At 54.3% G+C, this 12920-nt stretch carries 13 protein-coding genes and 2 tRNA genes; 9 read left to right on the top strand and 6 right to left on the bottom strand.

The features are described from left to right. Positions 1 to 10: 10 nt before the first annotated feature. Positions 11 to 262, bottom strand: a complete 252-nt coding sequence (locus tag RMR24_RS08585) for a DUF3297 family protein (RefSeq protein ID WP_310614661.1) — start codon at positions 260 to 262, stop codon at positions 11 to 13. 49 nt (positions 263 to 311) lie between these two features. On the opposite strand from RMR24_RS08585, the gene RMR24_RS08590 reads away from it, so the two are divergent. Further along, complete coding sequence (locus RMR24_RS08590) at positions 312 to 767, top strand: hypothetical protein (protein ID WP_310614662.1); 456 nt, start codon at positions 312 to 314, stop codon at positions 765 to 767. A 134-nt stretch (positions 768 to 901) separates the two neighbouring features. On the opposite strand, the gene RMR24_RS08595 is transcribed toward RMR24_RS08590, so the two are convergent. Beyond that, entirely contained in the window at positions 902 to 1480 is a 579-nt protein-coding gene (locus RMR24_RS08595) for a twin-arginine translocation signal domain-containing protein (protein WP_310614663.1), read from the bottom strand. A 155-nt stretch (positions 1481 to 1635) separates the two neighbouring features. On the opposite strand from RMR24_RS08595, the gene RMR24_RS08600 reads away from it, so the two are divergent. From RMR24_RS08600 to RMR24_RS08610, 3 genes are all read left to right on the top strand, one after another. Beyond that, positions 1636 to 3564, top strand: coding sequence for a radical SAM protein (locus tag RMR24_RS08600; RefSeq protein ID WP_310614664.1), 1929 nt, complete (start codon positions 1636 to 1638; stop codon positions 3562 to 3564). A 75-nt stretch (positions 3565 to 3639) separates the two neighbouring features. Then, a tRNA-Gly gene (locus RMR24_RS08605) sits at positions 3640 to 3715 on the top strand. Between the two features lie 63 nt (positions 3716 to 3778). Then, positions 3779 to 4705, top strand: coding sequence for a DUF535 family protein (locus RMR24_RS08610; RefSeq protein ID WP_310614665.1), 927 nt, complete (start codon positions 3779 to 3781; stop codon positions 4703 to 4705). A gap of 23 nt (positions 4706 to 4728) precedes the next feature. Here RMR24_RS08610 and RMR24_RS08615 read toward each other — a convergent pair whose 3' ends face one another. Further along, on the bottom strand, positions 4729 to 5112 hold the full coding sequence (locus RMR24_RS08615) for a hypothetical protein (RefSeq protein WP_310614666.1): 384 nt from the start codon (positions 5110 to 5112) through the stop codon (positions 4729 to 4731). Between the two features lie 154 nt (positions 5113 to 5266). On the opposite strand from RMR24_RS08615, the gene RMR24_RS08620 reads away from it, so the two are divergent. Together RMR24_RS08620 and RMR24_RS08625 are read left to right on the top strand one after the other, a co-directional pair. Then, positions 5267 to 5356: transfer RNA gene (locus RMR24_RS08620), tRNA-Leu, on the top strand. A gap of 29 nt (positions 5357 to 5385) precedes the next feature. Next, the gene (locus RMR24_RS08625) at positions 5386 to 6015 is read left to right on the top strand and encodes a DUF6806 family protein (RefSeq protein ID WP_310614667.1); all 630 of its coding nucleotides are present in this window, start codon (positions 5386 to 5388) and stop codon (positions 6013 to 6015) included. Between the two features lie 85 nt (positions 6016 to 6100). On the opposite strand, the gene RMR24_RS08630 is transcribed toward RMR24_RS08625, so the two are convergent. From RMR24_RS08630 to ilvD, 3 genes are all read right to left on the bottom strand, one after another. Next, on the bottom strand, positions 6101 to 7651 hold the full coding sequence (locus tag RMR24_RS08630; protein WP_310614668.1) for a fumarate hydratase: 1551 nt from the start codon (positions 7649 to 7651) through the stop codon (positions 6101 to 6103). Between the two features lie 87 nt (positions 7652 to 7738). Further along, complete coding sequence (locus RMR24_RS08635; protein ID WP_310614669.1) at positions 7739 to 8044, bottom strand: c-type cytochrome; 306 nt, start codon at positions 8042 to 8044, stop codon at positions 7739 to 7741. Between the two features lie 25 nt (positions 8045 to 8069). Further along, a complete protein-coding gene (gene ilvD, locus RMR24_RS08640; RefSeq protein ID WP_310614670.1) occupies positions 8070 to 9761 on the bottom strand; it encodes a dihydroxy-acid dehydratase in 1692 nt (563 codons plus the stop codon). A gap of 83 nt (positions 9762 to 9844) precedes the next feature. Here ilvD and lgt point away from each other — a divergent pair, with 83 nt between their 5' ends. The 3 genes from lgt (at position 9845) to RMR24_RS08655 (ending at position 12901) form a co-directional block, all read left to right on the top strand. Continuing rightward, a complete protein-coding gene (lgt, locus tag RMR24_RS08645) occupies positions 9845 to 10660 on the top strand; it encodes a prolipoprotein diacylglyceryl transferase (RefSeq protein ID WP_310614671.1) in 816 nt (271 codons plus the stop codon). Positions 10661 to 10768: 108 nt separating this feature from the next. Next, entirely contained in the window at positions 10769 to 11437 is a 669-nt protein-coding gene (locus RMR24_RS08650; RefSeq protein WP_310614672.1) for a GntR family transcriptional regulator, read from the top strand. Positions 11438 to 11467: 30 nt separating this feature from the next. Continuing rightward, a complete protein-coding gene (locus RMR24_RS08655; protein WP_310614673.1) occupies positions 11468 to 12901 on the top strand; it encodes a malonyl-CoA decarboxylase in 1434 nt (477 codons plus the stop codon). Positions 12902 to 12920: the final 19 nt, after the last annotated feature.

Consider the following 12920-nt stretch of genomic DNA (forward strand, 5'->3'; position numbering starts at 1 on the left):
ATTCCAGTGCTTATTTGTAAAAGGCTTCGACTTTGCCCTTGATCTTGAACAGCAGGGGTTTGCCTTTGCGGTCTAGCGTTTTGTTGGCGGGGACTTTGACCCAGCCTTCAGACAGGCAATACTCTTCGACGTCGAAGCGTTCTTTGTCATTGAAGCGAATGCCGATCTCAAATTCAAACACAGCAGGCGCATAGTGCGGGCTGCGTGGGTCGATAGACAAATGGTCGGGAAGGGCGGGGCGTTGGGTTGTTGCGTCAGTCATAGGCTAGATTTTCCATGATTTACGTTTGCAAATAAAATGAGTGCAACTTATGCACAAATATTTACTCATACTTTTCTCATTGGTGTTGCAACCGAGTGCATGGGCGGGTTGGGTGTTCTTGACGAACAACAACCATGGGGCGAATGACTATTACTTTTCGCCCGTTGAGGACAAAGGCAAGGTGAAGGGTTTGCGCACGTTCACGCAACTGCCAGTGGATGCCAAAGTGCCTTTTCATACGCCCAAGGCGGTGGTCAAGGTGACTTTGTATAACTACACGTCCGAACAGTCCACGTATGAGATCAATTGCCAAGAGCAATCGATTCAGTTGATGGAACGGATTTTTTACCGCGATATGGCTGGCAAGGTGCCGTTCATCACCCACAAGGTGAAAGACACATTCATTGAACAAAGTAATTCAGAGTTTGCAAGGCAGTTCATCAAGACACCGCTGCACTTTGATGACATCCGGCATTCGCGGATGTATGAGGCTGCTTGTCGATAAAAAAGGGGACCGCTCTCGGCGGTGAATTGGAGTCCACACGCGCCCTAAAACTTCGGGCTGGTGGCGAGAGCGGTCATAAACCTAAGCAACCTTGAACCCTATATATCGGCGCAAGGTGCTCGGGCTTTAGTGATTTAGCCAATCAAATCGACGCGGCCATCCAAACTCATCACGCCGGTGATGACGCTGAGTTTGGGATGACGCTTTTGCACTTGACGACGGAACTCGTTCAAGGCTTCTGCGTGTGACTCGGTTTCAATTTCTTTGTTGGCCACTTTGTCGTCGCCGAATGCCAGCTTGGCTGCACCGCAGTCGCGGTGCGTGATGCCCACCACGCGTTTGATGTGGTGCAAAGACACGGTGATGTCCAAGTTGTCCCAATAGGCTTTGTGCCAAGCTGAGAACTTGGGATGCACCGCGCCAATGGGGCCACCAGCAATGACGAACTGGCTGTAGTTGTCGGTCAGCTTTTCACGGCTGATGCCCTGCAACAAGCCCATGTATTGCCAACTGAGGGTGGTGAAGCGTGGATCAATGCAGTTGACCAACATGGCTTCGTAGTTGCCGCTGGCCGCTTGGGCTTGAAAAGGGGCGAGGCCCATCAATCCAGCGGCCGCTGTGGCTGCACCGGCGGCCAAGAAGCCGCGGCGAGAGTGGTGACCGGCCAATTGAAGCGGGCCGCAGCAGGCGCAAGAAGGTGTTAAGTTGCTCACGGTGTTGTCCTTGTTGTGGTTAAAAAAGAAAAATTAGCCAGAAGGTATCGGCATCAAACCAATATGTTTTAGTGGTTTTGATGATTTTTACAGAATTTACGTTTCAAGGTCATGCTCGTCTCGTTTTGGATGGGCGTCGATAATGTCGGCACATCATGTCTGCAAGCCCTTCACTCGCCCCATCCTTTCGTGTTTTAAGCCTCATCCCGCCGATGACGCAGCTCAACACGCCATACCCCTCCACCGCTTATCTGACTGGGTTTTTGCGCTCACAGGGCGTGGATGCGGTGCAGGAAGATTTGGCCTTAGCGTTGGTGCTGGCCTTGTTCACGCCTGAAGGCTTGGGCCAAGTGCGTGACTGTGCCTTGGCACAACCCGAGGCAGAACGCACAGCTTGTGTGAACTACTTTCTAGATTATTTCGACCGTTATCAATCCACCATCGCCCCCACCATTACATTCTTGCAAGGGCGCGATTCCACGTTGAGCCATCGCATTGTGGGGCGTGGCTTTTTGCCTGAAGGCCCTCGCTTTGCTTCGCTCGACGCCTATGAAGATGACGGCAGCGGCGACCCGCTTGCTTGGGCCTTTGGTGCCTTGGGGCAACAAGACCGTGCCCGGCACCTGTCCACCTTGTATTTGAACGACCTCGCCGATGTGCTGCGCGATGCCGTTGACAGTCGTTTTGAGTTTGTGCGTTACGCAGAGCAACTGGCAGGCAGTCAAGCCACGTTTGAGCCCTTAGCCCAAGCGCTGGCTGAGGTGCCCACCTTGGTTGACAACACGTTGCAAACGTTAACGCTTGAGGTGATTGCCAAACACCAGCCGCAACTGGTGTTGCTGTCGGTGCCATTTCCCGGTGCGGTGTATGCAGCGTTTCGCATGGCGCAGACCATCAAGGCGCATCACCCGAACATTCGCATAGGTTTAGGCGGCGGTTTTGTGAACACCGAGTTGCGCGAGCTGACAGAGCCCCGCGTGTTTGACTATGTGGACTTCATCAGCCTAGACGCAGGCGAGCGGCCTTTGTTGGCGTTGCTCGAGCACTTGCAAGGCAAACGCAGCGTGCAACGCTTGGTGCGCACCTTTGTTCGCAACGATGAAGGCCTTGTGCAATACATGAACTGGGCGCAGCCCGATGTGCCGTTTGAAGACGTGGGCACGCCCACATGGGATGGGCTGCCTCTAGACCGTTATTTGTCGCTGCTCGACATGCTCAACCCCATGCACCGCTTGTGGAGCGATGGCCGTTGGAACAAGCTGACCGTGGCGCACGGCTGCTATTGGAAAAAATGCAGCTTCTGTGATGTGAGCCTCGACTACATCTCACGCTACGAAACCGCATCTGCCACCACGCTAGTAGACCGCATTGAACAAATCGTGGCGGAGACAGGGCAAACTGGTTTTCATTTCGTGGACGAAGCCGCACCTCCCAAAGCGCTTAAGGCATTGGCCGAAGAACTGTTGCGCCGTAAGGTGCACATTTCGTGGTGGGGCAATATCAGGTTTGAAAAAACCTTCACGCCTGAGCTGGCCGAGTTGTTGGCCGAGAGCGGCTGCATTGCCATGTCGGGTGGTTTGGAGGTGGCGTCAGACCGGTTGCTAAGCCTGATGAAAAAAGGCGTGTCGGTTGAGCAAGTGGCGCAAGTCACCAAAGGCTTTTCGCAAGCGGGCATCTTGGTGCATGCGTATCTGATGTACGGTTTTCCCACGCAGACCTTGCAAGACACCGTGGACGCGCTGGAATATGTGCGTCAACTCTTTGAGAATGGTTGCATTCAAAGTGGCTTTTTCCATCGCTTTGCTTGCACGGTGCATTCGCCTGTCGGTAAGAACCCTGCAGACTATGGTGTGCAGGTGGTGCCTCTGCCTGAGGTGAGTTTTGCCAAGAACGACATTGCCTTCATCGACCCCACGGGTACAGACCACGACACCTTAGGTCATGGCTTAAAAAAAGCCATTTACAACTACATGCACGGCGTGGGTGTGGAGCAGGACGTGCGTCAGTGGTTTGAGTTACCCAAAGGTCAGTGCCCTAAAACAACGGTACCTCGTCACAAAATAGCCAAGGCGCTCGGCTATTGAAAATTTCTTCACACCTCACTCGAAAAACGATTGAATTCGCGTTTAGAATCACTGCTTCGGAATTAAATACTCCACGCGGGAATAGCTCAGTTGGTAGAGCGCAACCTTGCCAAGGTTGAGGTCGCGAGTTCGAATCTCGTTTCCCGCTCCAATTTCAAAGAGCCCCTGAAACATATGTTGCAGGGGCTTTTTTGTATCTCTCTAAGCAATGCCGATGACCCACATCAATTTGGATGCACAGACCGCGGTAGAGTTATTTCGCCAAACCGATAACGGTTCTGGTGGTTGGTTGCAAACAGCCAAGCGACGCTTGAAGTTTCGTTTGCGCTTTTGGATGTGTGACAAGCATCTGCAACGCATTCGCAGTTTTTTTCATGAGCACGGGTTGACAGAGTTGACCTACACCGAATTGCCTGTGATGTTGCGACCCATGCGGCCATACCTGTGGGGCGGCTTAAATCCTGAAGCTCGCACCAATGCCATGTTGGCGCATTTCGAGTGGATGATGGCGCGTCACTCTTCACAGGCTGTTGTAGATTTCTACAAGCGTGGCTCATTTGTCTATTTCACGCAAACCTACCCCGAAGGCGATATCACCATTGAGCTCGAGCCTGGCCGAGGCTTGGGTCGCGAAGGTGAGTTTGAATTGCACCTCAAATTCAATGGTGCTGCTGTCATGCGCGCTGCATTCAGCGTCTTGCCTGCGGAGATGGTGGGCATTCAAGAGCCGGGGTTTGTGATGGCCATTGGCAATATGCAGGGCCAGCGCTTCCTGAATCAAGAAATCAAAATCGTCACGCAAAAGATGGAGCGTACGCGGCCGCAAAACATCCTCATGACGGCTTTACAAGGGTTGGCTTCGGGTTGGCAACTTGTCGCCATGGTTGGGGTGTCTGACTTCGCGCACGTGTATTCGAGCTACCGCAGCTTGTCACAGCGCGTTGGTTTAAGTTACGACAGCTTGTGGGAAGAGATGGGAACCACTGGCGCGCTGTCTAAAACACACTGGAAACTGCCTATTCAATGGGTGGCGCGCTCAGAGCAAGACGTGCCGTCCAACAAGCGCTCACAACTGCGGCGCAAAAACGAAATTCGTCAAAAAATATTTGACGAAGTCGCAAGCAACAGCGCAGGCCTATAAGCGCTGCGCTGTTCATCTCGTGCTTACTTCTTTGGCAAAGTGCCGCCGCTCTTCACGCATTCGTCCACCGTTTTGAATTCGGTGAACTTTTTTGTTTGCCCATAGCTGACGCTGTTTTTGTCGTGGCAAATGCCTGAATCAGACTTTTTCACAACCGGCTCGGCAGCTGCTGCGGTTTGTCCTGCCGCGGGGCGGCCACCACTTTTCACACATTCGTCCATTGATACAAATGCGGTGAACTTTTTGGTATTGCCAAAAGACGTGCTGCTTTTGTCATGACAAATACCCGCGTCTGATTTTTTCACCACAGGATCTGCGGCTTCTTTTTTGTCTGCTGCGTGAGTCAAGCTCAGACTTGAGGCGAGTAAGGCGGCCAACCAAAAATGGTGTGTGGTGCGTTTTGTCATGAATAGTCTCCTTTAGGTCGTAGAGTAATTTGATGCTTTAAGCTGTGCTCAAAATTTCCCTTCGCAAATATAGACTAAAAACATGACAAATCAGCGTTAAAAGTGCTCAAGTCGCAGGAGCGGCTGGCGTAAAATCAATGCTCACAACGACACTGCCCGAGTGGTGAAATTGGTAGACACAAGAGACTTAAAATCTCTCGCTTCCGTAAGGGGCGTGCCGGTTCGATTCCGGCCTCGGGCACCATCACATAAGCACAAGGAAGGAGTTTCGTCATGGCACGCTACAACGCCGCGTATGAAATTCATGTGCATGGGTTGGTTCCCCTGCAGCCCGAAGTCGGCTTGGACCAGTTGCAAGACGCGCTGCGCCCTTTGTGGCAATACGCAGGCGCCACGTCCCTCGAAGATGGCGCGACCAGCTCATACCCCGAAGAGCCAGGCATTCGTTTCAACCCCGAAGAACGTACCCTGCAAATGTGCTGGACAGTTTCTGGCGACGACGATTTTCGCCAAAGCTTGGACGAAATGTGCATGAGCTTGAACGAGCTCACCGCCGCGGGCGCACCGATTGAAGTCACTTTTTACGACAACGACTTTGACGAGGAAGATGACTCTCGTGGTGAAGATTCCCGCGATGACTTTGTCATGTTGTTTGTGGGCCCCACGCCCGCCGACATCATGCAAGCCCAGCGCGATATGTTGGTCAACGATGTGATCCACCTGATGGAGCGCCACTTTGACGGTGCTGAGTTGAGTGGTGTGGTGAACGAAATTGACAAACTCTTCTCAGATCGTTTTGACAACCTAGTGAATTCACTTGATTTGGGGCGTCCACCGCGTGGACCCAATGGCGGCCACGGTGGTGGCGGTCATGGTGGCCGCAAGCCGCGTCACTTGCACTGACAAGACATTAAAAAAACCGGCCTCTGTTTAGAGAGCCGGTTTTTTATTGGGCGCTTCAAACGCTGCGCGTTTTAAAAATTCAAACTCAGTTGGACTTGATGCCAATGCCTTTGAACTCACCCGTGGCAATGCGCTTTTCCCACTCGGCGGGGCCGGTGATGTGGGCGCTGGTGCCGCCAGAATCCACCGCCACTGTCACGGGCATGTCGACCACATCGAACTCGTAAATGGCTTCCATGCCGAGGTCAGCAAAGCCCACCACTTTGGCGTGTTTGATGGCTTTGGACACGAGGTAAGCCGCGCCGCCCACCGCCATGAGGTACGCCGACTTGTGCTTCTTAATCGCTTCAATGGCGGTTGGGCCGCGTTCAGCTTTGCCCACCATCGAGATCAAGCCGGTTTGCGACAGCATCATCTCGGTGAACTTGTCCATGCGTGTGGCGGTGGTGGGGCCGGCGGGGCCCACGGCTTCGTCGCCCACGGGGTCCACAGGGCCCACGTAGTAAATCACGCGGTTGGTGAAGTCCACAGGCAACTTCTCGCCTTTGGCCAGCATGTCTTGAATGCGCTTGTGGGCGGCATCGCGGCCAGTGAGCATCTTGCCGTTGAGCAAAATGGTTTGGCCTGGCTTCCAGCTCGCCACTTCTTCTTTGGTCAGGGTGTTGAGGTCCACACGCTTGCTCTTTTGTGTGTCAGGTGTCCAGTTGACGTTGGGCCACAAATCGAGTGAAGGCGCTTCCAAGAACACGGGGCCAGAGCCGTCCATCACAAAGTGCGCGTGGCGTGTGGCCGCGCAGTTCGGAATCATGGCCACGGGCTTGCTGGCCGCGTGCGTGGGGTACATCTTGATCTTCACGTCCAGCACCGTGGTCAAGCCGCCCAAACCTTGTGCGCCGATGCCAAGTGCGTTGACCTTGTGATACAGCTCCAAACGCAGTTCCTCAACTTGGCTGAGCTTGTCACCCTTGCTGGATTTCTCCAGCAATTGGTACATATCTAGGTCGTCCATCAAGCTTTCTTTGGCCATGAGCACTGCTTTTTCAGCGGTGCCGCCAATGCCGATGCCCAGCATTCCAGGCGGGCACCAGCCCGCGCCCATGGTGGGGACAGTTTTCAGCACCCAATCCACCACGCTGTCGCTGGGGTTGAGCATGACCATCTTGGATTTGTTTTCGCTACCGCCACCTTTGGCCGCCACGGTCACATCCACTTTATTGCCAGGCACGATTTGGGTAAAGATCACAGCGGGTGTGTTGTCTTTGGTGTTTTTGCGGGCGAACTGAGGGTCATCGACCACTGAGGCGCGCAGCATGTTGTCGGCAAAGTTGTAGCCACGACGCACGCCTTCGTTGATGGCGTCTTCCAAGCTGCCGGTGAAGCCTTCCCAACGCACGTCCATGCCCACTTTCAAGAACACGTTCACGATGCCGGTGTCTTGGCAAATCGGGCGATGGCCGAAGGCGCTCATCTTGCTGTTGGTCAAAATTTGCGCGATGGCATCTTTGGCCGCAGGGCTTTGCTCACGCTCGTAGGCGCTGGCCAAGTGAGAAATGAAATCAGCAGGGTGGTAGTAGCTGATGTATTGCAGAGCTGCAGCGACCGATTCAATCAGGTCGTTTTGGCGGATCGTGGTCATGGATGAAGTCCTGAAAAAGGCCAGAGGTAAAACAGCGGCTGAGTTTACTCAAGGCCGCTGTCGCAATGCTTGCAGCGCGTGGCTTGATTACTGGATGGTCAGCACCCAGGCAGCCAATTTTTTGGCATCGGCGTCGCTGACTTGGGTGTTGGCAGGCATGGGCACGGGGCCCCAAACGCCTGCGCCACCTTTTTGAATTTTGATAGCCAGTTTGTCGACTGCCGTTTTGTCGCTCGCGTATTTAGCGGCTACATCTTTGAAGGCGGGGCCCACAAGTTTTCTTTCTGTCGCGTGGCAAGCCATGCAGTTTTTAGAGGTCGCCAAGACTTGATCTGCGAATGCGGGAACGATTGATAAAAAAAGTCCCGCAATCGTCAAGGTGATGTGTCTCATATTGCTTCTAAATGACTTAAGTGGATCAATAGTCGTCTAGCACCGCACCTTTGCTGGCGCTAGATGCATTGAAAGCAAACTTGGCTTGCACACCACGCATGTAACGTGGCACAGGTGCTTTCCAGCCTTCACGTCGCTTGGCCAATTCGGCTTCGGGTACGTTCAGCTCCAAAACAAGCTTGTGGGCGTCGATGGTGATGCTGTCACCCTCATGAACAAACGCAATGGTGCCGCCGGCTGCGGCCTCGGGTGCAACGTGGCCCACCACCATGCCCCAGGTGCCGCCTGAGAAACGGCCATCGGTGATCAGGCCCACGCTTTCGCCCAGACCTGCGCCAATCAGCGCGCCCGTGGGGGCCAGCATTTCAGGCATGCCGGGGCCGCCTTTGGGGCCGAGGTAGCGCAAAACCATCACATCGCCTGCTTTGATCTTGCCCGCCAAAATGGCTTCGAGGGCCGATTGCTCGTCGTCAAACACGCGAGCGGGACCGGTGATGACCGGGTTTTTCAGGCCGGTGATCTTGGCCACAGCACCTTCGGGTGACAGGTTGCCCTTCAAGATAGCCAGGTGGCCTTGCTTGTACATGGCGTTGTCGATGGTGTGGATGACGCTTTGCTCGGGCGGCGCGTCGGGCACATCCTTGAGCACCTCGGCGATGGTCTGACCTGTGATGGTGATGCAGTCGCCATGCAGCAAGCCGGCGTTGAGCAAAATCTTCATGACTTGCGGAATGCCGCCGGCCACATGCAGGTCAACGGCCAAAGCTTTGCCGCTGGGCTTGAGGTCGCACAACACGGGTGTGCGCTGGCGGATGCGTTCGAAGTCGTCGATGGTCCACTCCACGCCTGCGCAATGGGCAATCGCCAAGAAATGCAGCACGGCGTTGGTTGAACCGCCGGTGGCCATGATCACGGCCACGGCATTTTCAATGGACTTGCGGGTCACGATGTCGCGCGGCTTGATGCCTTTGCGGATGGCTTGTACCAAAACACGGGCCGACTCTTTGGCCGAATGGACTTTTTCTTCGTGCACGTTGGCCATGGTGGAGGAGTAGGGCAAGGAGATGCCCAATGCCTCGAAAGCCGAAGACATGGTGTTGGCGGTGTACATGCCACCACATGAACCTGCGCCAGGAATGGCGCGCTTTTCAATTTCTTTCAGGTCAAAGTCGCTCATCTTGCCCGCGGCGTTTTCTCCCACGGCTTCAAACACGCTCACGATGTTCAGGTCTTTGTTTTGGTAGCGACCCGGCAAAATGGTGCCGCCATAGACGTAAATCGCTGGCACGTTGGCACGCAACATGCCCATCAGGCCGCCGGGCATGTTCTTGTCGCAACCGCCCACCACCAATACGCCGTCCATCCACTGGCCTTGCACGCAGGTTTCGACGCAGTCAGCAATCACTTCACGCGACACCAGCGAGTACTTCATGCCTTCGGTGCCCATGGCCATGCCGTCCGAAATGGTGGGGGTGCCAAACACCTGTGCGTTACCACCGGCTTCTTCAATGCCCTCTATGGCGGCGTCAGCCAGTTTTTGCAAGCCGCTGTTGCAGGGAGTGATGGTGCTGTGGCCGTTGGCCACGCCCACCATGGGTTTGACGAAGTCACCCTCTTCGTAGCCCATGGCGTAGTACATCGACCGGTTGGGAGCGCGCGATTTGCCCTCGGTGATGTTGGCAGAACGGCTGTTGATTTTGATGGTTTTGTTGTCCATGGTGTCTCAGAATTTTGTTTGAGGCTCAAGTTTAACCTTGGTCTGATCATGAAAAGGTCAGCAGGCCAAGGCACAATTGATCCATGATTTTGCACCCCACGATCGATACTGTTGCCCTTCAATTGGGCCCCTTGTCCATTCACTGGTACGGCTTGACTTACTTGGCCGCGTTTGCCTTGTTTGTCGGTTTGGGTCATTTGCGTTTGAAGCACGAGCCCTATGCTGCGCAAGTGGTGTTGGGTTCGTGGTCCAAGCAAGACATCGAAGACATTTTGTTTTACGGTGTGATGGGCGTTGTCTTGGGTGGACGCATTGGCTACTGCGTGTTTTACAACCCCAGTTATTACTTGATTCATCCGCTTGAAGTCTTGGCCGTGTGGCAAGGTGGCATGAGTTTTCATGGCGGTATGTTGGGTGTGTTTGTGGCGACGGCACTGTTTGCTCGGCAGCGTCACCGTCCCTGGCTGTGGGTGACCGATTTCATTGCCCCTTGTGTACCGACTGGCTTAGCCGCAGGCCGTGTGGGCAACTTCATCAACGGCGAGTTGTGGGGCAGGGCAGCAGACCCGTCCCTGCCCTGGGCCATGGTGTTTCCGCAAAGTGGCAGTCTCATCCCCCGTCATCCATCGCAGATTTACCAGTTCTTGGGTGAAGGCATTTTGTTATTCATCGTCTTGTGGCTTTACGCGCGCAAGCCACGCGCCATTGGTGCTGTGTCGGGTGTGTTCATGATTGGCTATGGCAGCTTGCGCTTCATGGCCGAATACTTCCGCGAACCCGATGCTCATCTGGGCTTGTTGGCACTTGGTATGAGCATGGGGCAATGGCTGTGCGTGCCGATGGTGGCCATTGGTGTATGGCTTTTGCTTCGCGCCAATCGATCCCCCGAAACCGTATAAATTTATATTGAATATCAGGGTAAGTCCCTGAGGTTTTCTTGCATTTTCTATCAATTAATTCTTCATAATTACGTGTAATTACAGAGAAACTAGCAGCACACCAAATCCATGCGCACGCTTCCCAGCTCCTTGCACGACGATGTGGCCACACAGCTGCGTAGCTACATCTTTGATGGCCAGCTTCGCCCTGGTGACTTTATTGATGAAGTGACCTTGTGTGAGCTGTGGTCCATTTCGCGCACGCCACTGCGTGAGGCCCTCAAGGTGCTGACTGCAGAGGGCTTGGTGCGACATGAACCGCGTCGTGGCTGCTTTGTGAACGAAGTCACTGAGCAAGACTTGGATGATATTTTTCCGGTCATCGCATTGCTAGAAGGCCGCTGTGCGTTCGATGCCACCCAGCGCGCCACACCTGCCGACGTGCAAGCGCTAGAGCTGTGGCATCAACGTTTGCAGCAGCACGCTGAAGCAGGGCATATCAACGACTACTACGACGCCAACTTCGCTATTCACGAAGCCATCATTCGGTTGGCCAACAACAAATGGTTGGCGCAAACCATTGCCGACCTGCGCAAAATTTTGAAGCTCGCACGTTTACAGCAGCTGCACGCGCCTGGGCGTTTGAAGCAAAGTTTGAAAGAGCATATGGCCGTGTTCGCTGCGCTCAAGGCGGGCGATGCCGCTGGCGCAGACACGGCCATGCGCAACCATTTATTGCAGCAACGTGAGGCCTTGCGCGAGCTGGCCTCAGCCAACCGAAGTGTGTTGACGGCATAAAGACGGCATGCAGCCAGAAAGAAAAATGGGATGAACGCGACAACTTGGCTCAATAGCAAAATTAATCTGCTTCGCAACTCAGCGCCTGCGGCAGAGGCCTCGAAGCCAGAAGACCGCTCCACGCGTGAGCGTCTGGATGCCACCTTGCGCCAAAAGAAAGAGGCCTTGTCACCGCGCACCTTGCGTCGCACGCTCACGCTCTTGCAAGCCGTGGTAGACCCGCGTGTGAGCGAAGTGGAGGGCGGTCGTCGCGCCAAAGCCTTGGCTGATTGGTACGCCAAAGCCGATGCTGCCCAGCGGCAAGACTTGTGGTTGCTGATCAGCGAGCAGTTTGGCCCTGATGCCGTCAAAGTGCGTGCTGCGCGCGACGATTACGACGCAGCATTGGGCACCGTGGACGAAGGCCCCGCCGAGATTCGTTTGCGTCGCGCTTTGGTATCACCCCGCACCCGTTTGTTGCAACGCTTTGCGGCTTCTGCTGGCGGCATGCGTTTCTTAGTCGATTTGCGTGCCGAGTTGTTGCCGCATCTCAAAGGCAACAAACGTTTGCAAGCGTTGGATGCCGAGTTGGAGAACTTGTTCTCAACCTGGTTTGATGTGGCCTTCCTCGAGCTGCGCAGCATCAGCTGGGATTCGCCCGCATCGCTCATTGAAAAGCTCATCAAGTACGAGGCGGTGCACGACATTCGCAGCTGGGCCGATTTGAAAAATCGATTGGACAGTGACCGTCGTTGTTACGGCTTCTTTCACCCCAGCTTGCCCAATGAGCCTTTGATTTTTGTGGAAGTCGCCTTGCTCAACGAGATGGCAGACAACATCATGCCGCTCTTGGATGAGTTAGCTGCACCCGAAGATTTGCAAAAGTCCACCGTGGCAATCTTTTATTCCATCAGCAACACGCAAGGTGGTTTGAAAGGCGTGAGTTTTGGCGACTCGCTCATCAAACGTGTGGTGGAAACCTTGCGTGCTGAATTTCCAAAACTCAAAACTTTTGCCACCTTGTCGCCCATCCCAGCCTTGCGCCCTTGGTTGACCAAGAATGTGGAAACGCTGCTGAGTCAGCTCGATGAAAAAGAGCTGTCGGCCTTGGGCCGTGAAATCAGCTTTGAGCCACCGACTGCCAGCCATGTCTTGGCTGCCATTGAACAACCTCAAGTGCTAGAGGTGTTGTCAGGCAAGTCGCACTTGCGCCATTTCCTAATGCGAGCTGGTGCACATTATCTTGGTCAAGCCAAATCTGGCGACCAAGTGTTAGACCCTGTGGCACGTTTCCACTTGGGCAACGGTGCGCGCATTGAGCGCATCAACTGGTTTGCTGACCCATCGGCCAAAGGTATCAAACAATCACACGGTTTGATGGTCAATTACCTTTACGATCTCAAACGCTTAGACAAGCATCGCCAATTGCTGGACAAAGGTATTGCTCCAGCTTCTGGGGATGTGGAAGATATGTATTTCAAATGAATGAGCCAATTAAAACCCT

The sequence above is a fragment of the Limnohabitans sp. genome, assembly GCF_031539105.1.
In the GTDB taxonomy this organism is placed as follows: Bacteria; Pseudomonadota; Gammaproteobacteria; order Burkholderiales; family Burkholderiaceae_C; genus Limnohabitans.